Consider the following 24872-nt stretch of genomic DNA (forward strand, 5'->3'; position numbering starts at 1 on the left):
ACAAATCTAATGCAAAAAGGAGGATCGCCCTGCTTGATCCAATGTACGGTTCCAACAAAAATAAGCACGCTTCGCTCTTTTTTACCAATGTGCAGTCAAAAACAGGGTGTTTCTGCAACCAAGTGATCCAATCAAGTGTTTAGATTAATAAATACTAAAGACAGGGATTGAGGAAAGGAAATTTATGAAGAAGCTGAGGAAACAACAGAAATTAGTGATCACATGTGCAGTGATAATCTTAACAATTTCTTGGACCATTAACTATTACTCGGTTCGCTTGCCTGCTACAAGCCTCATTAGCCATTCTACTACAATAGAAAAAATCTTTTTTTATCACCTGAATGGATCTAACATAACACCTTACCTAATCGAATTCGAGGACAACCATAATGAGCTCAACCAATGGATGAGCATTCTGGATTCCGTTTCGTATACGAGATCAGCAAGATCATTTGTCACCAAAAACATAAGAAATGATGGAGGAGAGACGTTTGCGTTCACTATTTTTTATCGTGACGGTGATGGAGAATTACATGATTACTTCCTCGATATGAATCAAAAAGGTTATGCTATAAGAGGCCAGAACAAAATGTACAAAATGGTTGAAAGGGAGTCCGAGGTGTTTGAACAGCTATCTGCATGGCTTTTTGAAAAAGCCGTTGAAATGCCGGTAAACTTGAGTAAGTGATACTCAAGCAAGCAAAGTAATATTCATGAACGCACAAGTACAATAACCCAATTCATACACCTCTTATGGAACCGCAGGGTTCATTGTCCCGCATATCGTTAAAGAGGTGTATTTGGGGCTATACGCAATAATCAGACAGACATGCCGGGCTCATGCTTATCCTGCTCTCCTATTTGCGAGCCGTTAGCCAGGGTGATCCAGGTGTCAAATTGCCGCTGTCCTTCATGCAGGCGAATGACCCTCGCCCCTCGGAGCATGCCTTCCCGGCCATATGTGCCATATCCGGTCGCCCTGCCGTAACAGAGACGGATGCCGTGCAGTTCGCCCCAATAATCGTTGATGTGATCATGCCCGGCGAAGGTACCCAGCACATCGCCTCTTTCGAGCATCGCCGCGAACAGTCCGGTATTCACCTCCGGGCAGCATACTTTCTCATACTTGCTGCCGTAACACGTCTTCCGCTCCCAGACCTCCTGGTACTCCGGCAGAGGGATATAGGAAAAAAAGCCAATGCCGGCAGCGGTTTCCCGCTATGCTTAACGCTGTAAGCCATCGAGGCCATTTCATACCACCGGATCTGATCGCGTCGGATCCAATCGTATCCCGGAACGGCAGGGTGTTCGGACTCTCTCCCTGAGTCGAAGAAGTACAGCACGGCCTCTGTCTTGTCCCCATTACTGCCGTATATAGGAAGCGTGTAATTCCCTACGCCATGAATATCCGCCGAACCGTGCTCCGCACAGTTATAGGTGTGCTGCATAGCGACATCCATTAGCTCTTCACGCGTCACATCCCCCTCCGTATCGTGATTCCCGAATACAAAAGCCCAGCGGATGCCGCGGGATTCTACCGAAGCCACGACATCCTTGAAAGCCTGCACCGGATCCTCGCACCTTCTTGAGCCGGGATCAACTTCCCCTGAATAGATCAGATCGCCCGTAAACACGACCAGGTCCGGCTGCTCCAGGTCCAGCACCGTATCCATGCACTGTCGGCTCAACTGATCCTCTGGTTCTCCATTCATCCAATGAATATCGGTAAACTGCACGATTTTGAAGGTATGATCGTCTCCGAATCGAAGAATCGGCTTCATTGCGTATTTCCTCCTTTTATATGGGCATGTGGTTCTGATACACATTATTGTGGTTTTATGTGTATATTAGAGGAGGGAACTTCGTAAAGTCAATGATTTTTCATTGACTTTATGATTTTATCACCCTAATATAAGGATTAATACACATCATCGGTCACTATCAGTCATACATTATATCGAGGTGAAATAAATAGATGTCCGTTACTTACGAAGATCGCAGGGAGAAAATTTTGCATCAATTAGAACTTGAAGGCAAGGTAAAGGTCCACATTCTCGCCGAACAGCTGGAGGTATCTGCCGAAACCATCCGGCGGGATCTGGACCGTTTAGAGAAGGAAGGCAAACTTCGCAAAGTTTACGGCGGTGCCGTCAAATCGCGCGCCGAGCATATTGAACCATCCTTTACCAGCCGTTCCCAGACTTGGACTGAAGAGAAGGCCGCTATCGGCCAACTTGCCGCATCCCTGGTCAAGGATGGCGAAACGATTTTGCTGGACAACGGAACAACCACGATTGAGGTGATGCGTTATCTCAAGGACCGGTCTCATATCACGGTCATCACCCACTCGCTGCCTGTGCTCAATCTGGCGATGGAAATTTTCCAGGGGAAAATTATTTATATCGGCGGTGATATGGACCGCACCAAACAAGCGGCAACAGGCCCTCTCACCGAGATGCTGCTGGAGCAGTTCAAAGTGAATAAAGCGTTTATCTCTGTCGGCGGCATCTCGTTAACCGACGGGATTACCGATTATGATCTGGACGAAGCCTATATTTCGCGAAAAATGCTGGAGCGTGCCGAGGAAGGCATCGTTCTCGCGGATCATTCGAAGCTGGGGGTCACCACATTCGCCAAGCTTGCCAAGTTGGAGGATATCTCCATGGTCATTACGGATCGGGGCTGCTCACAGGAGTGGGTGGACAATCTGTCCGCACGCGGCATTGAAGTGCTCATCGGACATCTCTGATGGAATTGCTATCCCTGCTGCTGGTACTGTCATCCGGGCTGACGCATGCGCTTTGGAATCTGTTCACGAAGCGGAGCATTCATAAATCGGTATTTCTGTGGTGCATCCACTCGGTCACTTTAATCTTCCTGATGCCTTATTTTCTCATCGAGATGTCTAAGCTCCAGCTGAGCCCGCACATATACGGCCTGATGCTTCTGTCGATGACAATCCAGGGCTGCTATATTACGCTGCTCTCCAAAGCGTATACCCATGGCGATATGTCTCAGGTATATCCGTTCATGCGGGGGCTCGGCGCCATGTTGACCTCGCTGTGCAGCCTTGTGTTATTTCATGAACAGTTAAAACCATTGGGGTATATGGGGCTTGGTATCATTACTTTTTCGTTATTTGCTTTATCCGGTCTGAGGTTCAGAGGCCCATCGGGCGTGAATCCCAAAGCATTGATCTACGCCTGCCTGGTCGGGCTCTGTATTTCGGGATACACCCTTACCGACAAAGCCATTCTGGATGCGGGGGTTTCCCCCGTCACGCTAATCCAGCTATCCAATATCAGTTATTTCATCGCACTGATCATTCCGGTTATGCTGGCTGGACAGTTGAAGCAGGAATGGTCGGTGAACTGGCGGACGATCCTGCTTGGCTCCGTCCTTGCACCCGGGTCTTACTTATTGTTTCTGTTCGCCATGCGGCTTACCCCGCTTGCACATATCGCTCCGGTTCGTGAAATCAGCACGGTATTCGGCACCATACTCGGCATCCTCGTTCTGCGTGAGCAGCAAGGCTGGCGACGAATCCTCACGTCCATGCTCATCACGTTTGGCATCATCGCCATCGCGCTGTGGGGTTAACCATCGTGATTGCTTGCATCTTGGTAAAGTGTTAACTCTTCATGATTCTCGCTCTGCCGTTCTCGCTTGTCAGAATCTGATTTGCCCTATCAAAATGCGCCGCAGCTTCACGCCCTGCTCCAAGCAGGAGCGTATTCTTACAACGCTCAGAACCCCAAAAAAAGCCGGCGATTATACGCCGGCTTCTTCCGCAAAGATAACTTCCTCCGTTGTCTTGATGCTCGCAAACCATCTGAGGGTAGCATTCTCGTGATCTATGATCTGCTGAGCCGTTAACGCCGCACTACTCCAGGTGCTGTGAGCATCCGACACCAAGGTAACCGCGTAGCCCATACTGGACGCTCTCCTGCACGTGGTATCTACGCATAACTCACTCTGCATCCCCGCCAGAATCACATGTTCAATATCCTGCCGTTTCAGTTCTTCTTCAAGCGTTGTGTGATAGAATGAATCCGGTCTGGTCTTCTGAATGATGACATCCGACATCGCGGGCGCTATTTCGGGATTAATTCTCCACGCGTCGGACCCCTTGACCAGACCCTCGTCATTATGCTGTATGTAAAAAACAGGAACGCCGCCGTTTCTGGCTTTTGCAATGAGCTGCTTGAGATTGTAGAGCAATCGCTCCCCTTCATACACCGGATCATTCACATGAAACATCTCATTCTGTACATCAATGACCAATAGCGCACTCTTCTTCAAAAGAAACAACCTCCTGTACGATTCGATTTATTCACCCCCAATTATAGAACAAATGTTCTTGCGAAGTACATAGAAATCTAGGGCACAACCCTAAAAAAGCTGTACCTCAACAACATTAAAAAAGGAATCCCCTATGAGAGGACCCCCCGTCTACTTCCCGGCAATCAAGCCTGCAGCCGATTCACCGCCGCCACAGCATTCTTGACACTGCATGGATACAACAATTATTGTTCAGTTAATGGAATGGAGGCACCCGGGATAACCTCGGGGCTATTCCTCCTCGGCTTTGAACTCCGGTTGCGCTGCCTTATTCTTCAGGTTATGTTGATGAAGCTTTCTCATGGTTTTGTACAGCTGCTGTAATTCTTGTTCATCCAGAATATCAAACATGGAGGTTTGGAAATCCGACAGCAACGGGATAATCTCTTCCAGCAGGGCTTGTCCCTTCTCCGTAAGGGAGATATACTTCACTTTCCAATCCTGCTTGCGGACAATCAGCCCCAGCTTCTCCAGCCGCTTCACCATGTGGGAAACGCCGCCCCCGCTGATGGAAAGGTATTCAGCCAACTCCTGCTGCGATAAAGGCTGATGTACCATGACCTGAATCAGCACGTCGAATTGGGCAACGGTAATGCAGAAGGGCTGCAGGAATTCATTCGAGATTTGATTGCCGACCTGTTGAAAACGGGTGATCCGAATCCAGGACAGCATCGCCAGCCGGTTCTCTTGACTAAACCCTAATTGCTTCATTTGCTCCATTCACCTCCTCGATCCTAATCTCTGTCAATTTATCACTTAAGTGACAAGCTGTCAAATCAACCTCCGAGCGCTTCGGAACGAACTGTAAACCCAATTTCCCCGTCGTTACAGAATCATATCAATCCAGCTGCATCCCTAACCGCGTTGTCGCCGGATCCCGGGACGGTTTTGGCCTACCCGATGAATTCGGCGACAAACGATAGAGACTGCTGCGGAGAAGCATATGTTGAAGATTATCCTTTGATCGCCCCAACCATGATGCCCTTCTCAAAATACTTGGACACAATCGGATAGAAGACCAGCACCGGAATGCTCGACACCACCACAACCGCATATTTAATCGACTGCTTGATCAGGTTGACCTCGCTCTGGTTGCTGTTCATCATCGCCTGGTTCGCTGCATCCCCCATCTGGTTCTGCACCAGGATTTCCCTCAGGATCAGCTGCAGCGGGAACAGTTCGCGGTCTGACAAATAAATCATCGCGTCAAAATAACCGTTCCATCTGCCTACTCCGTAGAACATCATCATCACGGCGATGATCGGAGTCGATAATGGAAGAACCACCTTGAGCAGCAGCTGCATGTCCGTAGCTCCGTCAATAAACGCGCTCTCCTCCAGTTCAAGCGGAATGTTCTGCTGGAAGTAAGTACGCATAATAATCATGTTGTATACGCTAACGGCTCCCGGCAGAATCATGACCCACATCGTATTGATGATCCCCAGATGCTGGTTCACCAAATACGTCGGAATCAACCCGCCGGAGAAGAACATTGTGAATGTGAACAGAATGGTAATGACGTTCCGGCCCCGGAAATCCCTCCGGGATAACGGATAGGCCGCCAAGGTGGTCATGATGACGTTCACGGCTGTTCCAAGGACCGTGTAAATCACGGCATTTTTGAAGCCCATCCATATATCCGGATTATCGAACACCCGTTTATATCCTTCCAGCGTAAATCCCTTGGGCCACAGCAGCAGAGCACTGTCGAAGATCTGGCGGGGATCGCTGAGTGACGCAAACACAACGAATAACAACGGATATAGAATAAGCAAAGTGACGATCCCTACGACTACAATGTTGATCCAGTTAAAAATTTTATCTTCTCTAGATAGATGAAACTGCATGGTTGCCCCTCCTTACCACAGGCTGGTCTCACTGAATTTCTGCGCGAATTTATTCACCAGATACAGGACGATAAAGTTGATCAGGTTGTTAAACAGGCCTACGGCAGCCGAGAAGCTGTATTCCGCGTTCAATATACCTGACTTGTACATGTATGTTGACAACACCTCCGACGTTGCAAGGTTTGCATCGTTCTGCATGAGCAGCACCTTTTCGAACCCGACTGACATAACCGACCCCGTGGCCAAAATGGCGCAGATCACAATGGTTGGCATGATCGCCGGAATGGTGATGTACCGGATGCACTGCAAACGCGTGGCGCCTTCCAGGTAAGCCGCTTCATATTGATCCTGCGGAATGCCGGACATGGCGGCAGTATAGATCAGCGTTCCCCAGCCCACGGTCTGCCAAATGCCCGACCAGACAAAGACATGCGGGAACAGCTTCGCACTGCCGACAAAATCAATCGGCGTACCGCCGAAATATTGAATGACCGTATTGATCACACCGTCGACCGGGGACGTGAAGAACGTAACCATGCCGACAACGATAACAATCGAAATGAAATTCGGAATGTAGGAGATGGTCTGTGCAAGCGATTTGTACTTCTTGCGGCGCAGCTCATTGAACATGAGCGCCAGAATGATGGGAAGCGGAATTCCGACCAGGAGGCTGTACAGACTGATTCTTAGCGTGTTAATGATGACATCCCAGAAGTAAAAGGCGTTAAAGAACCGTTCGAAGTGGGCAAATCCCACCCAGGGGCTGTCCATAATGCCAAATGCGGGAGAGTAATCTTTAAACGAGATGATAATCCCGTACATCGGGATATAATTCCATATGATTAAGGAGGTCAGCGGCAGCAGCATCATGAAGTACAGCCACTTTTGCTTCAAAATGGATTTGCGTTTCGGTTTAAGGAACGGCTTCTTGTGAAGTGAAGATTCCATGGTTTTCCCCTCTCCTTAGAATTTAAAATTTGGGGAGATTCAAGAAGAATCTCCCCAACAAACGGTCCTTTTAGCTCTCTTTATAACGTTTGTATTGCGTTTGCTTGATTTCCAGATATTTATCCGAGCCCATCTTCTTCAGCTGGGCAATATAGTTATCCCACTCTTTGTCGATATCCTTGGTACCCGTTACAAACTCCACGCGCATCTGCCCAACATAGTTGCCAACGTCTGCAATGATGGAGGAAGATTCATTCGCTTCCTGGATCGTTGCCGGCAGATCCGGCAGCATAACGCTTGGCAGGGTCTCTTCCGTCAGATCCGTGTATACCGGCGCCTCTTTGCGGCCCGCAGCAGCTCTAACCTCAGGGGAGAGCTCGATGTACGGGAAGTAACCGCCATATACGTTATCCACGTATTGGAATGCGCCCAGTCCGATGCCGTCTTTATAGTTCAAGATTTCATCGATATAGACTTTCTTGCCGTCTTCCACATTGTAAGTAACGCCTTCCTTGCCCAGGTAACCGAATACGCTGCCTTCCTCACTGTAGAAGTAGTCAACCCATTTCAGGATCGCGCCCGGGTCCTTCGCATCCTTCGTTACAACCAAACTGGAAGCCCCCGCAACCTGGGAATCGGTCAACGATGCGGTATCTCCGTCAGGACCTGCAAGCACGTTGATGGCTACAAAATCATCCTTTACGCTCTCCCCGATATAATCGATGGCCGCCCAGTTCCATGCGCCGACAGTGTCCTTGGCAGCGTCCGCCGTCCACTTATCGTAGTCCACGCCGCTGAAGGCCTGTTTGTTGATCGCGCCATTCTTGTACATCCGGTTCTCATACTTCAAGAGCTCCTTGTATCCATCGGCTGTAATCGTCAGTTGAATCTCGTCGTTGTCATCGACATAAATAAAGTTTCCGAGCGCCTTCCGTCCACCGTTGCCGATGCCGAAGGAACCCATCATCATCTGTTCGAACGTCCAGCCGAGCGAGCCGCTTGGCATATACCAGCCCTGCTCATCGTTCACGCCATTGCCGTTCGGGTCCTTGGTCACAAATGCCATCAAGGCTTCCTCCAGCTCGGCCGTTGTTTTGGGAACCTCCATGCCAAGGTTGTCCAGCCATTTCTTGTTGATCCACAAGCGGATCGTCCGGTTACCCTCCGGGTATGGATCGATGTAAGGGGTTGCATAAATGTGACCGTCTGCGCTGGTCAAGCCTTTTCTTACATCTTCATTCTCTTCGAGATATTTTTGCAGATTCGGCGCATGCTCTTTAATGAGCTCTTCCAGTGGCAAGAACAGGCCTTGCTGACCATACTTCAGCAATTCTCCGTTGCTCCAGTCGACTTGATAGAACGCATCCGGCAGATCGCCTCTCGTCAAAATCACGTTCTTCTTCTCCCCGATATCGGTGAGTTCTTCCCATTTCACCTTGATCCCGGACATCTTCTCATATTCTTGCCACATCCACAGCTCGCTGGATGCAGGCCGTAAATTGTTCCAGCTTGGCCGTAAAAGCGAAATTTCTTTTGTATCGGCAGATGCATTACCTTTCGGATCCTGTGCTTCCCCGGACTTTCCTCCGCAAGCCGTAACAAGCAGAGCAGATGCCAGCAACAACGACATGACAACCTTCCCTTTTTTAGCGCGAAACACTCCATCAACCCCCATTATTTGATATATCAATTAATTCATAAATCCGATTATAAGATATACCAATTTATTTGTCTAGCGCTTACATTTCTATTTATTGGGGTTGGAAGCGTTTAATCTTGAAATATAACGGAGGGAACTATACTATGAAACTAGAAGTTCATGATTTTCGTTTGCACATTGGTAATGGAGACAAAGCCGGCAAGAGCCTACTCCCTGCCTATATGCACAATAGCCAAGGGTTGGACTACGTACATAAAAAAATGGGTTTGCCTATGTCTCTTGTCTTTCGTATATTCAACATAACCACTGTATTTTCACATTAAAAACATCATTAGACTTTGACATATACGCCGCGAAATGATATATCAAATTTAGCGAGGAGATCCGCTATGGAACAAATTCCACTATATCAACATATCGTAAATGCGCTTACCGCCAGGATAGAATCCGGAGAGCTTCAGGCTGGAGACCAGCTTCCGACCGAAGCTGAAATTTCGAAGGAATACAACGTAAGCCGAATCACGTCGAAGAGGGCACTGACCGAGCTGGAGAATGCCAAGCTGATCCATCGGGTTCAGGGGAAGGGAAGCTTCGTGAATGCCGCCAAGGCTCCGCACCGTCCTGTGAGCAGGACCAGCAAGGAAATATTGCTGATCCTTCCGTTCTCGCATAACCCGGGACTTGGTGATTATGAAAAGGGCATTAACGAATATCTTGCAACAACCGACTATACCCTGAACATTCAGTCCAATACGATTGTCAGTCAACGGAAGCTGCTGGAGTCCGCACTTCAAAGTACGAATTCAGGATTAATCTTCTATCCGGTAAGCAGCATTTCGGACCTTGGCATTCTGTACCAATACCACCTGGCGAAGTACCCGCTCGTGACGATGGATAAATGCATTGAGGGTATTCCGTTCCTGTCGGTTGTCTCGGATAACTTTGATGGCGGGTATCAGGCATCCAAGCATCTGATTGAGAATAACCATAAGAAAATCGCTTTTATCTCCTCCTTGAAGGTAGAGAATTCCTCTTCCATTCGAGAGCGATATTTCGGTTACCTGAAGGCTCTGTATGATCACAGCCTGATCGATTACAGCGTGAGCGATTTAACTGACCGTTATTTGACCCATGACAACGATAATGGCAGGGAATATTATATCCAGTTTATTCAATCCGTTATGGCACAAGGGATTACGGGCATCGTTGCCGAGAATGACCTGATTGCGATCGAGATTATTCAAATCGCCAAAGAGCTGGGCCTCTCCGTACCGGATGACTTCTCCGTTGTCGGTTTTGATAACATTCATCTTGCTGGCTTCGTTGAACCCAAGCTGACGACCATATCCCAGGATTTTGGACGGATGGGATATCAGGCCGCGCAAAGCCTGATCACACTGATCGAGAGCCCCAAGGATCAACCGCTTGAGCATGTTGTGGTTCCGGTTCAGCTCATCGAGCGCCAGACCGTAAAGAAACTGTAAGACACTTCATTTCTGAAAACCAAAGGAGACTTTTGCATGCTGCACTATATCGATACTCGACAAGGCTCCAACAACCAACATGCCTATTCCAACGGGAATACGCTTCCTTACACCGGTGTGCCTTTTGGCATGAATCATTATGTCGTACAGACCCACAATGAGGGAAGCTGGTTCTTCAACCCCAATGACCGCGTGTTCCAAGGCATCCGACTGACCCACCAGCCAAGTCCGTGGATGGGCGACTTCGCCCACTTCCTGATGACCCCGATTGCGGATGACAAAATCAGAGGGTCCGTCTTCACCTGTCAAAGTTCCTACCGCCCGGAAGAAGCGACATTCAAGCCGCATTACATGAAGGTGAAGCAGCAGCGCTATAACATCACAACCGAGCTGGTTCCCAGCTGCTACGGAGCGGCGATGCGCATGAAGTACCATTCCGGACAGCAGGCCGGCTTCGTGCTGAACGCGAAGGGCCAAAGCGAGTTCAAGCTTGATGCTGCCCGTCGCAGAATCACCGGCTATATCAGCAACTTCTCGGGCTGCCACGATGATGGGTTCCGGATGTACGTAGCCATGAGTTTCAGCAAGGACATCGACCTCGGGGCGACGGGCCAATACGATGCCGAGGGCCAATTCTCCCGTGAGGTAGATTTTAGCGGCGTCAATCAGCATGCTGTCCTGCGTTTCATAGAATGTGAGCGAGATACCCTCGATGTGAAGCTGGCCACATCCTTTATCAGCATGGAGCAAGCGGAGCTTAACCTTACACGCGAGCTGGATGCATCCTTCGAAGATCGGCAGGAGGCGGCTGCGCAGGCCTGGAACCATTACTTGAACAAAATCCAGGTTACCCATACCAATGAGGAGTACTTGCGAACCTTCTATACCTGCTTGTACCGTATGTTCCTGTTTCCACAGAAGTTCTATGAGCTGGATGCCAACATGGAGCCGGTCCACTATGATACAACTGCCAGAGCCGTCAAGAAAGGAATTCTGTATACCAATAACGGATTCTGGGATACCTACAAAACCGTATATCCGCTGTACTCCATCATCGCGCCGAAGGAATATGAGGAAATGCTGGAGGGCTACCTGAACTCCTACCGCGAAACCGGCTTCCTGCCGAAATGGCTGTCGCCTGATGAGCGCGGACTGATGCCGGGTACGCTTATTGACGCCGTCATTGCCGATGCTGCCGCCAAGGGCATTGCCCAGGACCTGATGCCAGAGCTGCTTGCGGCGATGCTGACTGCAGCCACCACGCAAAGCGAGAAGAACTGTTATGGCCGTCAAGGAACGCTCGATTACATCAAGCACGGCTATGTTCCGAGCAGCTATCATGAGAGTGTCAACCACACGCTGGATTACGCCTACAGCGACTACTGCATCAGCCGCGTAGCCGATGTGCTGGGGAAACCGGATATGGCGGATCATTACCGACAAAGTGCGCTCAATTACCGCAATATCTTTGATGCAGAGACCGGATTTATGCGAGCCAAGGATCAGAACGGCCAGTTTCGTCCAGATTTTAACGACACGAGCTGGGGACTCGATTATGCTGAGGGAAGCGCCTGGCAGACCAGCTTTGCCGTATTCCAGGATATCCAGGGTTTGATTGAGGCGTACGGTTCGAAGGAACGTTTTTTCGACAAAATAACCGAATTGTGCAATAAAGCGCCCGACTTCGACGTGCGGGGCTATGGCTTTGAAATTCATGAGATGAGTGAGATGGCTGCCATCGACTATGGCCAGTTGGCAATATCCAATCAGCCAAGCTTCCATATTCCTTATCTGTTCAGCTATGTGGGGCAGCCTGCCTCATCCCAGGTTATCATTAAACAGCTGATGACCAACCTGTTCAACAGCGGCTTTAACGGATTCCCGGGCGACGAGGACAACGGAAGCATGTCAGGCTGGTACGTGTTCAGCTCCATGGGCTTCTATCCGGTATGCCCGGGCAGCAATGAGTATGTGCTCGGTATTCCGCTGTTTGACAGCGTAACGATTGAGCTGCCGAATGGCAAGCAGATGCACATTTATACCGACAACAATAACCCGCAGTCCAATTTCGTTGCGAATGTCCAACTGGAGGGGCAGGATTATACCAAGCTGTACATTACGCATGACGATATTCTGGAAGGCAAATCCCTAAGCTTCCGTCTCGGACTCGCACCAAGCTACCGTTCTTATGAGGCAGAAGAACTGCCGTTCTCGATATCGAAGAAGTAAAGACCACATTGATATCTATATAGATTGATCCAAGGGACATCCAACCGGGCCATATCACGGTTCCGGGGGACGTCCCTTTTTTTGTTGGTCCGAAGTAGCACCGGATGAAAATAAAGGAATTATTAACAGCCTATAGGGCAACAATACCCTTGCATTCATTTTAAACAACGCAGGGGTGATTGGTTTGTTGTCAATGGTTCTCCAACATATTCCCAGCTGGATCATTCTTGTTCAAGCCCTATTGCTTCTTATCATCCCGCTCCTGCTGCTTAAGCTCACGCGCTGGCTCAGGAAAGCCCTGAACGGGCGTCATTCCGCACGCAGCGACATGCGTTCCGCTGCCGAAATGGAGAAGAAAAGCGGGAAGGATTCCACGCATACAGTATTTAAACTAACGGGTCAATACGCTGCCGAAATCACGCTCATTCGCGAACATACCAGTCGCAACGCCGATGTGAAGATCCGAGAATTCACGATCAAGGGGACGCAAACCCGTGTTGCCGTACTGACAATCGATGGTTTATGCGACAACGATATCATCGACACCCATCTCATTACGCCGTTAATGCTGAGTGGTGTGCCTGAGTCTGAAGCAGACGGCTTCGCCGACTCCAGCCACTCCATCAACAGCTATCTGAAGACGCGACTGTTGCCTGTCACGGATATCGCGGAGACCCAGACTCTCGGGGATCTGGTTCAATCCGTCTTGATTGGTACAACCGGTTTGCTGGTGGAGGGGATGGAGGGCGCCTTCCTTCTCTTCTCGGCAGGAGGCAAAAGCCGCAGTCTGGAGGAGCCGCTATCCGAAGCTCTGCTTCGGGGACCGCGTGTGGGTTTTACAGAAAGGCTGGCGGACAACACGGGACTGCTCAGGCTTCACGGAAAAAACGAAAGCCTCTCGATTACCCGGCATCAAGTCGGAACCCGCGTGAAGAAAGACCTCGTCATCGCGTATATGAAGGACATCGCCGATGATGGGCTTGTCCAGGAAGTCACGCAGCGAATCCAGCGAATGGATATCGATGACCCTCTGGAATCCGGGTACGTGGAGCAGTTGATTGAGGACAACATCCTGAGCCCCTTCCAACAAGTGCACAATACCGAAAGACCGGACCGGGTGATCGGTGCTTTACTTGAGGGGCGTGTCGCCATCCTGCTGGACGGGACCCCTTTTGCTCTGATTGTCCCCGTTACCTTCAGTATGCTGCTGCAGTCACCTGAGGATTATTACGAACGCTGGATATCCGGTTCCTTCGTTCGTTTGCTTCGCATGCTGGCAGCCATGCTGGCACTTCTCGCTCCGGCACTGTACGTATCCTTTATCTCGTTCCACCCCGGTCTAATTCCGACACGGCTAGCCCTCTCAATAATCGAGACCAGACAGGGAGTCCCCTTTCCCTCCTTGCTCGAAGTACTCATTATGGAAATTGCCATTGAGATCTTAAGAGAAGCCGGTATTCGCTTGCCCAAGCCAATTGGCCCCGCGATGGGTATCGTTGGTGGTCTTATTATTGGCGACGCCGCCGTTAATGCAGGGATTGTCAGCCCGTTTCTGGTTATTGTTGTTGCCGTTACGGCTATCTCTTCGTTCACCATTCCGAGTTACAGTGCAGGCATCAGCCTCCGGTTCCTTCGATTCATCGGCATGTTCTGCGCTGCCTTCCTTGGATTGTTCGGTGTTGTCATGTTCTTTCTATTCCTCTGCAGCCATATCGTCAAGCTGAGATCCTTCGGTGTCCCGTATGCAAGCCCCTTGGTGCCTTACCGATTCAGTGACTGGAAGGATTTACTCATCCGTTTGCCGCTGCAAGTCATGAAGGACGCGCCCTCAAATGATCAAGACCAAGGACTCGGATCGAAAAAAGTAAATGTTGAAGAATATGGCGGAGGTGACACCGATGAACCGTTCGAGTGATCAAATTACGACTGCACAGGCTGCAGTCATCATTATTAACTACATGCTGGGTGCAGGTATTTTGACATTGCCGAGAACGGCCGTCACAGCAAGCAATTCACCTGACGTATGGATCTCGGTCCTTCTCTCAAGCCTGCTGATTCTTCTGGCCGGATTCGTTATCCTGAAGCTTTGCCGGAGATTTCCCGGTCAGACCTGGTTTCAATTCGTGCCTCAAATTACAGGCAAAGCAATTGCATTTCTGATCAGCCTGATCACCATCGGCTACTTACTTACCATCTCGGCTTTTGAGCTCAGAGTCATGGCAGAAGTCACGGGGATGTTCCTGTTAGAGGGAACACCCATGTGGGCGATCGTGATGACCTTTATGTGGGTTGGCCTCTACCTGACTACAGGTGGGATCGGCAGCATAGCCAGGCTCTTCGAGATTATTCTGCCCATCACTCTGGTCATCTCCATCATTACGTTCTCGCTCAGCAGCGGGTTATTCGAGATCAACAATCTGCGCCCCGTACTGGGCTCCGGCGTAATGCCCGTGCTTCAGGGAATGAAATCGACGACGCTCGCATTTGCCGGCTTTGAGATCATGCTCATCATTATGGCATTTATGAGCTCTCCCCAAAAAGGAATGAAGGCCGTTACTTGGGGGACGATCGTCCCTACGTTTGTCTACCTGGTTGCGCTAGTCATGACCATCGGTGGTCTGTCCCTCGGCGGCGTCAAGGTTGCCACCTGGCCCAGTCTGGATTTAATCCGAAGCTTCGAAATTCAAGGCCTGATCTTTGAACGGTTCGAATCCCTGCTGCTTGTCATCTGGATTATGCAGATTTTCTCGACCTTTACCATAACGCATTATGCCGCATCACTCGGCTGGTCACAGCTATTCAAGAAGAACATCCGCCCCTTTCTGTTCATGATGCTGCCGGTTATTTTCTTGATTGCCGTCATCCCGAAAAATATCTCGGAGTTATTCAAGCTGGGGCAGATTGTGGGCAATGTGTCGGTTTATTTATTTGGCACCCTTCCATTTTTCCTGCTGATCATCAGCAAGATTCGCCGCAAAGGGGAGACTACCAATTGAATCAGTCTGCACGTACTCTGAGAATCGTGCTCACATGCGTCATACTGCTTACGACGACGGGGTGTTGGAGCAACGATGAGATCGAGGAATTAAATCTATATGTAGGCCTTGGAATGGACGTTGCCCAAGAGTCCAAGTTTGAGAAGCAGGTCAATGAGCAGGGAGGGCATTATCCGAAAAAAAAGAACATGACCATCACCGTTCAAATCACCCCCCCGTCCAGCGGGCAAAAGAAGAACCAGAACTCATCATCACCGCAAGGGGGCAAGTCTTATCTGAACGAGCGCTTGACTGGTGATTCCGTGGTTCAAATCCTTCGGCAATTTGCTCTAAGACGAGAGCGCCCCTTGATTGGTCATCACTTGAAGGTCATTGTCCTGTCCACCGAATTAGCAAAGAAATATAATCTCGAGCAGCTCCTGGACTATATTATGCGGGATAACGACATCCGGCCCAGCTGTCTCATCCTGATCAGCCACGGAAGTGCAGTGGAAGCGTTGAGTTCATCGGAGCCCGGGGAAATTCCCGCCTTATATTTGACCGGGCTGTTTGATAACCATCAATTATCCAACAAGATTCTGCCTGCCATGTCACTGGTCAAGCTCGATGGCATGATGCAATCCGGTTCGAGCTTTCTGCTGCAGAATGTCATTACGGCCGAGGGCGAGCACAAATTCTCCGGAGCAGGCATCTTCAAGGGAACAAGCAAGAAGTGGATCGGCAGTCTAAACCAAACGGATCTGGAGGGCTTATCCTGGATTACGGGCAAAGTCAGAACAGGCGCTTTGAAAACCTATAAACCGAGAACCGAAGATACGATAACCTATGAACCAAAAGTAACGAAGAGCAAGATCACTCCCATCGTTCGAGGGGATCAAATTTCATTCCATGTCGAGGTCGCATCCAGAGGAGCCCTGATCGAGGACTGGAGCAGTCCGCAGCATACAGCAACCGAGTCTTACCAGGATGAGCTGGAGGGCTACTTTGAGGATACGGTCCGCGAACAAATTCGGCAGGTACTCTACAAAATGCAGGAGTCCTATCATGTCGATGTCGCAGGATTCGGAGAACAGCTCCGAATCAAGCATCCCCGGTTATGGAAAAAGGTTGAGAAGAACTGGGACGAGGCCTTTAGCAAGGCCAACGTAACGTATGATGTGAAGATTAACATTACCAATTATGGTTCTTCCATGAGATAAAGCGCTGCCCCTCAAGAGACAGCGCTTTTCCTTCTGTCGTTTGCCACTTACACCAGGAACATGGCCACAACCGTGGTAACGGTAAGACCGATCAGCACTGGCTTTAAATTACGCCTTGCGAGCTCAAAGGGACTGACGCCGCAAATGGCTGCGGCCGGAATCAGTGCCCACGGTATAAGTGTGCCTCCCCCCACCCAAATTGCTGCAACCTGCCCAAGCGCGGTCAGCGTAGCTGCACCTGATCCGATGGCTGTTGCAAACAATTGCGCGATCGAGCCGGCAAGCGATATGCCGGAGAAGCCCGAGCCGTCCAGGCCCGTAATTGCACCGGTGATGGTCAACGTTACTGAGCCCACCGCGCCGTTCAGCGGCACCGCACTCGCAAGCGCAACCCCCAGGTCGTTCACGATCCCATGGGAAGCTTCCGGAAGTACTTTGCCAAACAAATCGGTAAACGCCGCATCTCCGAGATAGAAGAATGCCGCTATCGGAATGACGGGTCCGAATACTTTGAATCCAAACACGAAGCCCTCAATTAAATACGAGGTGACCTTCTCTAGTCCGCGGTTGCGATGTGCTACCAGCGTAATGATGCTTAAGATAAGGACCGCGGTTCCGCCGACCAAGGCTGTTGCATCCCCGCCCTGCAGCTTCAGGATGAACATGGCCGCAACGTCGGCAGCAAACAGCAGCAGAATGGCGTAGTAGCCAGCCATCGTCGTTCATGCCAGGAGAAATAGGAGCAGCAGCGTCATCCTCTTCAGAACGTGCGGCGAGTGTCTCTCCTGTGCTCTTGATGGTGACCAATCCATCTCTCCAGCTGCCGTTCCGCTGATCTCTCCGCATCATCCAGAATGCCGTCACCGTTGTTACAACTCCCATCACAATGACAAGCGGAACGCTCGCTGCCATCACGCTGGATACCGGCAGACCGGCGGCATCCGCAGTCAATTTAGGCGCGCCCTGGATAATGTAATCCCCCGACAGCGCTATGCCGTGACCGAACAGGTTCATGGCTACCGCAGCACCAAGCGCGGGCAGTCCCACGCGAATGGCTACAGGCAGCAGCACAACTCCGATTAACGCAACCGCCGGTGACGGCCAGAAGAAGAAGGACGTTACCATCATGATGATGCCGATTCCCCAATAAGCCATGGCCGGGGTACGGAGGAACCGGGTTAGCGGGGCTACCATCGTTTCGTTGATGCCGGTCTTGATCAATACCCTGCTCATCGCTACAATGATCGATATGATCATGATTGTACCCATCAGCTCTTTCGTAGCATAAATGAAGGAATTAAACACGCCGGAGACCGAGTCCGCTCGAGCGTTTCCGTTGCCAGCAGGCCAAGCGCAAATATTCCGGTCACGCATATAAGCGTTGTATCGCGCCGCCGGATCAGCAGCGTCATGATCAGGACGATGAACGCCAGGTAAACCCAGTGCATCGCGGTTAATTGAATTCCCATATGAAGTCACGCCCTTTCCCAGGCAGCAGGTTTGTGACTACATCTTATGCGTGGGCCTGGGCAAGGGTTCATAACCCGTACTAACTCACTCTGGCATTTCATATACTTGGTAAACTGCGACCTGTTTCATCAGTTGCTGGCGAGCAATCTGTGAAACTATGAGTAAGTAAAAGACCCACGCCATGACGGTGTGGGTCTTTTACTTGTACATCATTGCGACTGAATATCTCCTACATCGACAATCCATTTAATCATATCCTGACATATCGGAAGGGTTCTTAATAGCAAACTAGAGGCAGCGGCCTAACATGAGGTCGCTGCCTCTAGTTTGTCTTCATGTTGTAAGTCCAAATACAGCCCCCCTCTGTTAACGCACCCTGCGCTCCAAGCGCCGGATCTCCTCCTCAATCACGATAAACCCTGCCTCGATCTGAGGCTGCTCCACGCCGATAATGCATAGCCGGATCCGGTCATTCCGCTGATTCTCCGGCAGCAGGTGCTGGTCCACGTTTGTCACCGAAATCCCCTTCTGCTTCAGACGATCCTGCAGTACAGAAGCTTTCACATACTGCGGCAGTTGCAGGGTGATGAACACGCCTGAGGAAGGGCACGTATATTGAATGCCGCTGCCGAAAACACATGCGCACACTTCGATAGCATATCGCATCTTCTCTCGGTAATGGTCACGGATTCTGGTGGCATGGCGCCTATACATCCCACTCTTCATGTATAGCTCCAGCGCGCCTTGGGAGAGGATCGGCGACGCTATGTCCGCAGCGTTCTTGTAGTTTATGAACAGGTCTACAAGTCGTTCGGGGAGGATGGCGGCACCCATTCGAATCCCCGGAAGAATTGTCTTGGAAGAAACTCTTGATATAAATCACCTGCTTGCCATCGTCCAGGGCGTACAATGGATCGGCCTTCGCATCCTCTTCAAGGTCCGCAAGATAATCATCCTCCACGATATAAACACCGTACTTACTCGCAAGCTCCACAATCCGCTTCTTCTGTTCCAGCGAATAAGACGTACCGAGCGGATTGAGGAATCTCGGCACCGTGAAGAAGAATTTGATCTGTCCGCTGCCAAAATGGGCCTCCAGCTCTCCCAGGTCAATCCCCTGATCATCCCGCTGGATTCCGATCACCGGACACCCCGCAACATCCGCGGCCGCCAGGAACCCAAAATACGTCGGCTGTTCCACAAGAACTGCCTGCCCCTCCCCCGGAAACGGCATCCGCGTCAGGATCGAGAAGGCCTGCTGAGCGCCTGTCACCACCACGATCTGGCCTGGCTGCGCAAAGATCTGCTGCGCATGGAAGTGCTTTCGCAGCTCATTCCTCAAGTTGGCGATCCCTTGCGGATCGGTGTAACCGAACAGTTCCTCCTTATACAAGGAAATGGCCTGGCGCAGGCAGTGCTCGATCTGCTGGAACGGCAAAAAATCGCCCCTGGGTGTCGTTGAGGCGAAATCGATCGGCCCGCTTTCAGTCCGTGTATGGGAGCGGACCTTCCCCTCTACCAGATAGTACCCGCTCTTGGATACCGCATAGATCACATCTTCGCGTTCCAAGGTCTGATACGCATGAACGACCGTATTGGGACTGCACGAGAACATGTGGGCCACCGCCCGGATCGATGGCAGCTTATGACCCGGCCGTATATGACCTTCTTCCACTTCCCGGATCATATACGCAACGATTTGTTCATGCTTCGTATCCATCCCGCTCATCCCCCTGTATTAATACAGTTGCTATAAATGGTCCTTCCATTTTCCGAGCTCATGATTAGAATTAGTTTAACACATTTTGAAAGGAAGGTATTTATTATGAAAATGGCTTTCATCCTGTTCCATGGCATGACGGCTCTGGACCTGATCGGCTTCACCGAAGTCATAACCAGGCTCTCCCGCATCCGGCCGGAAGCGGAGGTCTCCTGGGATTACTGCGCGATGACTTCACACATTACCGATGATCGCGGGCTGGAATATGTGATCGGCCGGGTAAAGCCCGATCTTTCCAAGTATGAGCTGGTTTTTGTTCCCGGCGGCTTTGCCACGCGGAAGCTGCGACAGGATTCCGAGGTAATCGCATGGCTGCAGACGGCCCGGGAAGCAAAATATCTCGTTTCCGTCTGCACCGGATCACTGCTGCTTGGGGCAGCCGGTTTGCTGGAGGGCAAGCGAGCTACCTCCAATGCTTCGGCTTACGATCTTTTGGCACCCTACTGCAAGGAGGTCGTTCAAGCGCGCATCGTGCGGGATGGCCGCCTCATTACAGGCGGAGGGGTATCTTCATCCATTGATCTCGGCCTCTTCATGCTTGAAAGGTTAACCGATGCGCCAACCGTGGAGCTCGTAAAATCGGATATGAGCTACCCCTACTACCAGACAGGAACCTCAGCCTCGGTCTATCACGCCATGAATTGACGATGACCAAATCCCTTCAGGACCCGAGCACGATTCCCCAGTTGTTTGTCCGCTTCTCCTAGGTAGTCAAGCTCGTCACCAGCTTCTCTTTGTTCAAACAAGCCTTCCGGAAGCTGTTCCATATTTAATAGATGTGCCAATCCTTCTCTATAATGTGCCTTTCCTCATCATGAAATTTAGTGATACACCCTGAAAAAATCCCTGAAATAGCGAGTATCGCAAAAAAAGTTTATTCTCTTACTGAACCTTTTTGCCCACGGGAGCGAATTAAGAGTTGTAACAAGTTCAGGAGGGGCCCCAAATGAATGATAAAGAGTTACTTCCGTGGCTTGAACAAGCGAAGCTCGGCGACGAGTCGGCCTTTCAGCTTGTCTATCAGGCGACTCATCAAGACGTCTATCGGACGGTTGCTTTTCTCGTCTACAACAAACAGGACATTGAGGATATCGTGAATGAAGTTTACATGCGCATGTGGCGGTCGATGGACAAGTACGACCCGAACCGGCCATTCCGATTTTGGTTGCACGGGATCACGGTCCGGCTTGTCCAGGATTGGAAAAGAAAGGCCTGGCGGCGAATTCGCCTCTTTGAACGAAACCGCCAGACGACTTGCGAACCGTTCGACTGGACGGACAACGCGGTCCTGCGGTCCGAAACGCAGCATGAGCTGTTCAGCCTTGTCCGTCAGTTGTCGTATAAACTTCGTGTCGTCGTTATCCTTCGCTATTTTCACGACTATGCTCTGGAAGAAATCGCAGACATGCTGCAAATCCCCGTTGGCACAGTGAAATCCAGGCATCATCTGGCACTGAAAGAACTCCGAAAACGATTCGAGATGACGGGAGGTGACGCGTATGTCCATTGACAAGGAATTACGTGAAGAGCTTCGCCAGGTGGCAGATTCGATGCACTGTCCACCTGAATTGTATGAGCGTGTTAAACAGTCCTACCAACACTATGCGAACGAAAAGAAAGGTAGATCTCCCATGAAAAAACGCATGCTTGCAGGTATTGCCGCAGTAGCCATCCTGATTCCGTCAGCCGTATATGCTTCTTCCTATCTAGCCGATGGTATATTCGGTTCTTCTACAACCATTGAACAGATCGGCGGTACCCAGGAAGATTATCAAGAGATTGAGGGAATGCTTCAAGCAGCAAAAGACAAACTCACGGAAGACGAATTTAAGGAGTATGTGGAGCTGACCAAGCAGTTGATGCAATTAAAGCTGAAGATCACCGATAAAAATGGGGTCAAACATGAGGAGAAGCTGACCAAAGAAGAGCAGCAGCAGTTTGAGGAGCTCGCCTCCAAGCTGGCTCCGTACTTCGAGAAGATTAAAGGACCCGCCAAGCCGTAAGAAGCAGGGACCCATCCGATGTGGATGGAGTCCCTTTTTTCTCGTCAGGGAGCCCGGGGCGCTGCCCTTATACGATGGTCTGCTCAAAAAGCCATCTCTTGCACCATGGAACAGCACCATTACTTTCAGCTGATCGGCATGACTACGCCTGATGGCGCATCTACTCTGGAGATGATCGGCATAACCGGCTCATCAAGCATACGCACGTAACCGATCATCAATAAGCTCCATTAGCCATGCCCGTTCACCTGGAACGTCTTCTCTCAATCTGGCTGCCGCTACCGGCAACATCCAGCGGTGGATATCCTCCCGCTTTGCATGGGATAGGCGGCAGTATTCGTTCAGATATACTCTATTCCACATCGTACGGGCAGCCCGGAGCACAGCCGCCATAATCCTTGATTGCTGCAACGGGTTAAACGGTGACTGAAACATCAGGGATGTCCTGGCGACATCGCACAGAGGGTTACCGACATTGGCGTTGTTCCAGTCAATCGCCCGGCATCCATCCCCCGTAACCACTATATTGTCGGGATGAAAGTCTCCATGACAGATGGAGTCCCCTTCCGGCAAAGACTCCAGCATCTTGCAGATCGTCTGAGCTTTATCCTGTAAAATGCCGCGGGCATCCATTATGGCATGTTCCAAATTTTCCTTTTGCCGCGGCAGTATGGTTGTTGTGCAGCCGTGAGTGGCATGCTGGAGCCGTGCCATATCCCGCGCGCATTTCCTTAACTGGAGCGGGGACGATTGCACCTGATGCAGCATCGAGGACCCTGTAATTCGTTCATATACGAGCCCTGTCCTCCCCTCGAGCTCCACCATGCCAAATACGGCCGGTGCCGGCACGCCGGCTTCCGAAACAATGCGCCCCATCTCCGCCTCATACGTTATCCATTCTGGACGGTACCCTTGGTAGAACAGCTTCAAGGCCTGAAACTCGCCCCATTCATAGACCTCTGCACTCCTGCCTTTTCCGATCAAGACACCCTTCTCCAAAGCACTTCCTCCATATCTTTATCAGCTTGATTTAAATTTCGAACGTATCTTTGACACCATTGTATGCTAAAGAAGCGGCTATGAATTCCCGCCCTGGGATGAGAACCTGCTCCGTCCAGAGACCGAGTTGTTTCATACATGGCGACAGGCCAACCCCATCCCGAAGATCAGTTTTTTTCAAAAAAAGGACGATCCGTCTGGATATTCCAAACGGTTCGTCCCCTTAGTCTGATGTCATTCTGATTCGCCTGCTAGCACTATCGTTCTTTGCTGCAGGTCCCAGCGCCACAGCGGAGCTTTCCCCTGCAGATGCAGGCCGCCAATCCACTTATCGACGATGTTTGTATGGGCGTAGTCCGATTTCGCTGCCAATACATCCCTTCCCAGACTCGTCACCTGAAGCATGCAATCTCGGAAATCGGGAGCCTTCGCCTTGAATCTTGGAAACGATGCTGCGCCATTAATATCCAGCAATGCATGCGGTCCCTCCGTCATTGCGGATAAATAATACCAGAACTCCAGATCACCCATTCCGAGTACATGAAGCTGGTCACCTACCTTCCGAAATAACTCATAAGGTGTGTTGATTCCACCCGCCACAGCCTCTAACGTGGCCTGCTCGATGATCCCGAGCCCGCTGCTCACGGAAGGCAGACGTGACAGGTGAGCTTACAAATGCATCTCTGACAAACGGCAGCGCCGTATAATCATCCTGCAAGATGCGCTGATGTTTCTGCGGCTGATCCGAAGTGTAGGCTTCCCATACCTTACTTCCCAGCGTTAGCTCCTCATCTCCGATTCGTGTGCCATGTACCCGCCAAAGTCTCCAGCTGCGCTGAGCTAAGCTGCCCCAACCCACGGAACAGCTCAATACCGGGATACGCGCCTATGCACAGCAGGCTAAGCTTCGTATTCCCCAGCGGCCGGTCCTTAAACCAATTCAACAAATAAGACAGCATCGTCTGGTCAAACAGGTCATGCTCAAACCAAAGGACAACTTCATCATATTTTCCAAAATCCTGCAGCTTCCGCTCCTGCAACTCACAAGTGTCCAGATATTCCTTCTGCGGGATTCCAAGCGTTTGCTCCAAATACTGCGCCCTTGCCTTTCGGTTATCGGGCTCATCCATTTGCGGGAATACCGGACCGAACGAGTACAGCTCCCTCCAAACCAGAATATCCCCCTGGACTTTTCCTTGCTTCAGCTTATCTCCAACCGAATCTCCGTTTACGATATGCAACATGCGTTTACCTCCCTCATATAGATCAGAGAACACCGATACAAAGTCGGCAACATGAAGCGTGTTCTTCAGCTTCCGCCGTGCATCAAACAGCCTCTTCTTCAAGGCAGACAAGGACACATCCAAATATTCAGAAATCTCCTGAAGGCTGTAGCCCTGAAAATAATATAGCTCGACCGCAATTCGCATGTTCGATGGCAATTCCTCTATCGTCCCATGCAACTGACCGATCATTTCTCTCCTCTCCACAATCGACTCCAAGCTTTGCTGATTAACGATGGGCTGCTCAAGCTCATGGAGCGGCAGTGTCCGAAACTGTTTTCTGCGCAGGTATCTGTAGCATTGACGCTCCACGATCACCTTGAACCATCCGGGAAATCGCCGGGGGTCCTGCAGCTTATGGAGATTGTCAAAAGCGTCGGTGAACGCCTCCTGCATCGCATCTTCCGCTAAGTAGGGATCCTGTAATTTGTCGTAAGCCACAGCTAACGCCATGCCTGTATAATGTTTGACCAATTTTTCATGGGCTTCCGCACTACCCCTCTTGGCATCCTCGATCCACTGGAACACTTTCTTCCGTACCTCCCTTCATCATGTCTCTATAAAGAAGTGCCACTTTATATGAAAAAGGTTACCTTCCTGATTGACATTCACATAACAACTGTGTAATGATTC

At 50.5% G+C, this 24872-nt stretch carries 19 protein-coding genes and 4 pseudogenes; 11 read left to right on the forward strand and 12 right to left on the reverse strand.

Annotated features, from left to right (window positions below):
- Window positions 1-184 precede the first annotated feature (184 nt).
- A complete protein-coding gene (locus tag PVOR_RS00730; protein WP_006207133.1) occupies window positions 185-688 on the forward strand; it encodes a hypothetical protein in 504 nt (167 codons plus the stop codon).
- A 131-nt stretch (window positions 689-819) separates the two neighbouring features.
- Here PVOR_RS00730 and PVOR_RS00735 read toward each other — a convergent pair.
- Window positions 820-1781, reverse strand: a pseudogene (locus PVOR_RS00735) (metallophosphoesterase family protein).
- 194 nt (window positions 1782-1975) lie between these two features.
- On the opposite strand from PVOR_RS00735, the gene PVOR_RS00740 reads away from it, so the two are divergent.
- Window positions 1976-2749 carry a DeoR/GlpR family DNA-binding transcription regulator gene (locus PVOR_RS00740; RefSeq protein ID WP_006207134.1) on the forward strand — a complete coding sequence of 258 codons (774 nt, stop codon included), beginning with the start codon at window positions 1976-1978 and terminating at the stop codon, window positions 2747-2749.
- The gene (locus PVOR_RS00745) at window positions 2749-3600 is read left to right on the forward strand and encodes a DMT family transporter (RefSeq protein WP_006207135.1); all 852 of its coding nucleotides are present in this window, start codon (window positions 2749-2751) and stop codon (window positions 3598-3600) included. Before PVOR_RS00740 ends, PVOR_RS00745 begins: the two co-directional genes overlap by 1 nt.
- Window positions 3601-3771: 171 nt before the next feature.
- Here the strand turns inward: PVOR_RS00745 and PVOR_RS00750 are convergent, their stop codons facing one another.
- The 5 genes from PVOR_RS00750 to PVOR_RS00770 form a co-directional block, all read right to left on the reverse strand.
- Window positions 3772-4302 (reverse strand): cysteine hydrolase family protein, encoded by a 531-nt coding sequence (locus PVOR_RS00750; RefSeq protein ID WP_006207136.1) that lies wholly within the window; start codon window positions 4300-4302, stop codon window positions 3772-3774.
- 270 nt (window positions 4303-4572) lie between these two features.
- Window positions 4573-5052, reverse strand: coding sequence for a MarR family winged helix-turn-helix transcriptional regulator (locus PVOR_RS00755; protein ID WP_006207137.1), 480 nt, complete (start codon window positions 5050-5052; stop codon window positions 4573-4575).
- A 242-nt stretch (window positions 5053-5294) separates the two neighbouring features.
- Window positions 5295-6188: a carbohydrate ABC transporter permease gene (locus tag PVOR_RS00760; protein ID WP_006207138.1), complete on the reverse strand. Its 894-nt coding sequence runs from the start codon at window positions 6186-6188 to the stop codon at window positions 5295-5297.
- A 12-nt stretch (window positions 6189-6200) separates the two neighbouring features.
- On the reverse strand, window positions 6201-7136 hold the full coding sequence (locus PVOR_RS00765) for an ABC transporter permease (RefSeq protein WP_006207139.1): 936 nt from the start codon (window positions 7134-7136) through the stop codon (window positions 6201-6203).
- Window positions 7137-7206: 70 nt separating this feature from the next.
- Window positions 7207-8796 carry an extracellular solute-binding protein gene (locus tag PVOR_RS00770; RefSeq protein ID WP_006207140.1) on the reverse strand — a complete coding sequence of 530 codons (1590 nt, stop codon included), beginning with the start codon at window positions 8794-8796 and terminating at the stop codon, window positions 7207-7209.
- A 389-nt stretch (window positions 8797-9185) separates the two neighbouring features.
- Between PVOR_RS00770 and PVOR_RS00780 the strand changes: the two genes are divergently transcribed.
- The 5 genes and pseudogenes from PVOR_RS00780 to PVOR_RS00800 all read left to right on the forward strand — a co-directional run bounded on the left by PVOR_RS00780 (window position 9186) and on the right by PVOR_RS00800 (window position 16704).
- On the forward strand, window positions 9186-10280 hold the full coding sequence (locus PVOR_RS00780) for a LacI family DNA-binding transcriptional regulator (protein ID WP_006207142.1): 1095 nt from the start codon (window positions 9186-9188) through the stop codon (window positions 10278-10280).
- A 36-nt stretch (window positions 10281-10316) separates the two neighbouring features.
- Window positions 10317-12509 (forward strand): GH92 family glycosyl hydrolase, encoded by a 2193-nt coding sequence (locus tag PVOR_RS00785; protein WP_006207143.1) that lies wholly within the window; start codon window positions 10317-10319, stop codon window positions 12507-12509.
- A 193-nt stretch (window positions 12510-12702) separates the two neighbouring features.
- Window positions 12703-14377: pseudogene (locus PVOR_RS00790) on the forward strand (spore germination protein).
- A 30-nt stretch (window positions 14378-14407) separates the two neighbouring features.
- A complete protein-coding gene (locus PVOR_RS00795; RefSeq protein ID WP_006207145.1) occupies window positions 14408-15505 on the forward strand; it encodes a GerAB/ArcD/ProY family transporter in 1098 nt (365 codons plus the stop codon).
- Window positions 15502-16704 (forward strand): Ger(x)C family spore germination protein, encoded by a 1203-nt coding sequence (locus PVOR_RS00800; RefSeq protein WP_006207146.1) that lies wholly within the window; start codon window positions 15502-15504, stop codon window positions 16702-16704. Before PVOR_RS00795 ends, PVOR_RS00800 begins: the two co-directional genes overlap by 4 nt.
- A gap of 47 nt (window positions 16705-16751) precedes the next feature.
- Here the strand turns inward: PVOR_RS00800 and PVOR_RS29440 are convergent.
- The 3 genes and pseudogenes from PVOR_RS29440 to PVOR_RS00815 all read right to left on the reverse strand — a co-directional run bounded on the left by PVOR_RS29440 (window position 16752) and on the right by PVOR_RS00815 (window position 19894).
- Window positions 16752-18173 (reverse strand): annotated as a pseudogene (locus PVOR_RS29440) (hypothetical protein).
- 367 nt (window positions 18174-18540) lie between these two features.
- The gene (locus PVOR_RS32430) at window positions 18541-18996 is read right to left on the reverse strand and encodes a hypothetical protein (RefSeq protein ID WP_268741771.1); all 456 of its coding nucleotides are present in this window, start codon (window positions 18994-18996) and stop codon (window positions 18541-18543) included.
- Complete coding sequence (locus tag PVOR_RS00815; protein ID WP_006207148.1) at window positions 18881-19894, reverse strand: aminotransferase-like domain-containing protein; 1014 nt, start codon at window positions 19892-19894, stop codon at window positions 18881-18883. The genes PVOR_RS32430 and PVOR_RS00815 overlap by 116 nt, the downstream gene beginning before the upstream one ends.
- Before the next feature lie 105 nt (window positions 19895-19999).
- On the opposite strand from PVOR_RS00815, the gene PVOR_RS00820 reads away from it, so the two are divergent.
- Window positions 20000-20599, forward strand: a complete 600-nt coding sequence (locus PVOR_RS00820) for a DJ-1/PfpI family protein (RefSeq protein WP_006207149.1) — start codon at window positions 20000-20002, stop codon at window positions 20597-20599.
- Here the strand turns inward: PVOR_RS00820 and PVOR_RS30470 are convergent.
- Complete coding sequence (locus PVOR_RS30470; protein WP_160163964.1) at window positions 20584-20739, reverse strand: hypothetical protein; 156 nt, start codon at window positions 20737-20739, stop codon at window positions 20584-20586. The two genes, PVOR_RS00820 and PVOR_RS30470, sit on opposite strands and share 16 nt — an antisense overlap.
- Window positions 20740-20900: 161 nt before the next feature.
- On the opposite strand from PVOR_RS30470, the gene PVOR_RS00825 reads away from it, so the two are divergent.
- Together PVOR_RS00825 and PVOR_RS00830 are read left to right on the forward strand one after the other, a co-directional pair.
- Window positions 20901-21464, forward strand: a complete 564-nt coding sequence (locus PVOR_RS00825; RefSeq protein ID WP_006207152.1) for a sigma-70 family RNA polymerase sigma factor — start codon at window positions 20901-20903, stop codon at window positions 21462-21464.
- A complete protein-coding gene (locus PVOR_RS00830; RefSeq protein WP_006207153.1) occupies window positions 21454-21957 on the forward strand; it encodes a DUF3600 domain-containing protein in 504 nt (167 codons plus the stop codon). Before PVOR_RS00825 ends, PVOR_RS00830 begins: the two co-directional genes overlap by 11 nt.
- 192 nt (window positions 21958-22149) lie before the next feature.
- Here the strand turns inward: PVOR_RS00830 and PVOR_RS00835 are convergent, their stop codons facing one another.
- Together PVOR_RS00835 and PVOR_RS32930 are read right to left on the reverse strand one after the other, a co-directional pair.
- Complete coding sequence (locus PVOR_RS00835) at window positions 22150-22956, reverse strand: phosphotransferase family protein (RefSeq protein ID WP_006207154.1); 807 nt, start codon at window positions 22954-22956, stop codon at window positions 22150-22152.
- Window positions 22957-23190: 234 nt separating this feature from the next.
- A pseudogene (locus tag PVOR_RS32930) lies at window positions 23191-24767 on the reverse strand (sigma-70 family RNA polymerase sigma factor).
- Window positions 24768-24872 lie beyond the last annotated feature (105 nt).

The sequence above is a fragment of the Paenibacillus vortex V453 genome, from assembly GCF_000193415.1.
GTDB classification, from domain to species: Bacteria; Bacillota; Bacilli; order Paenibacillales; family Paenibacillaceae; genus Paenibacillus_AQ; species Paenibacillus_AQ glucanolyticus.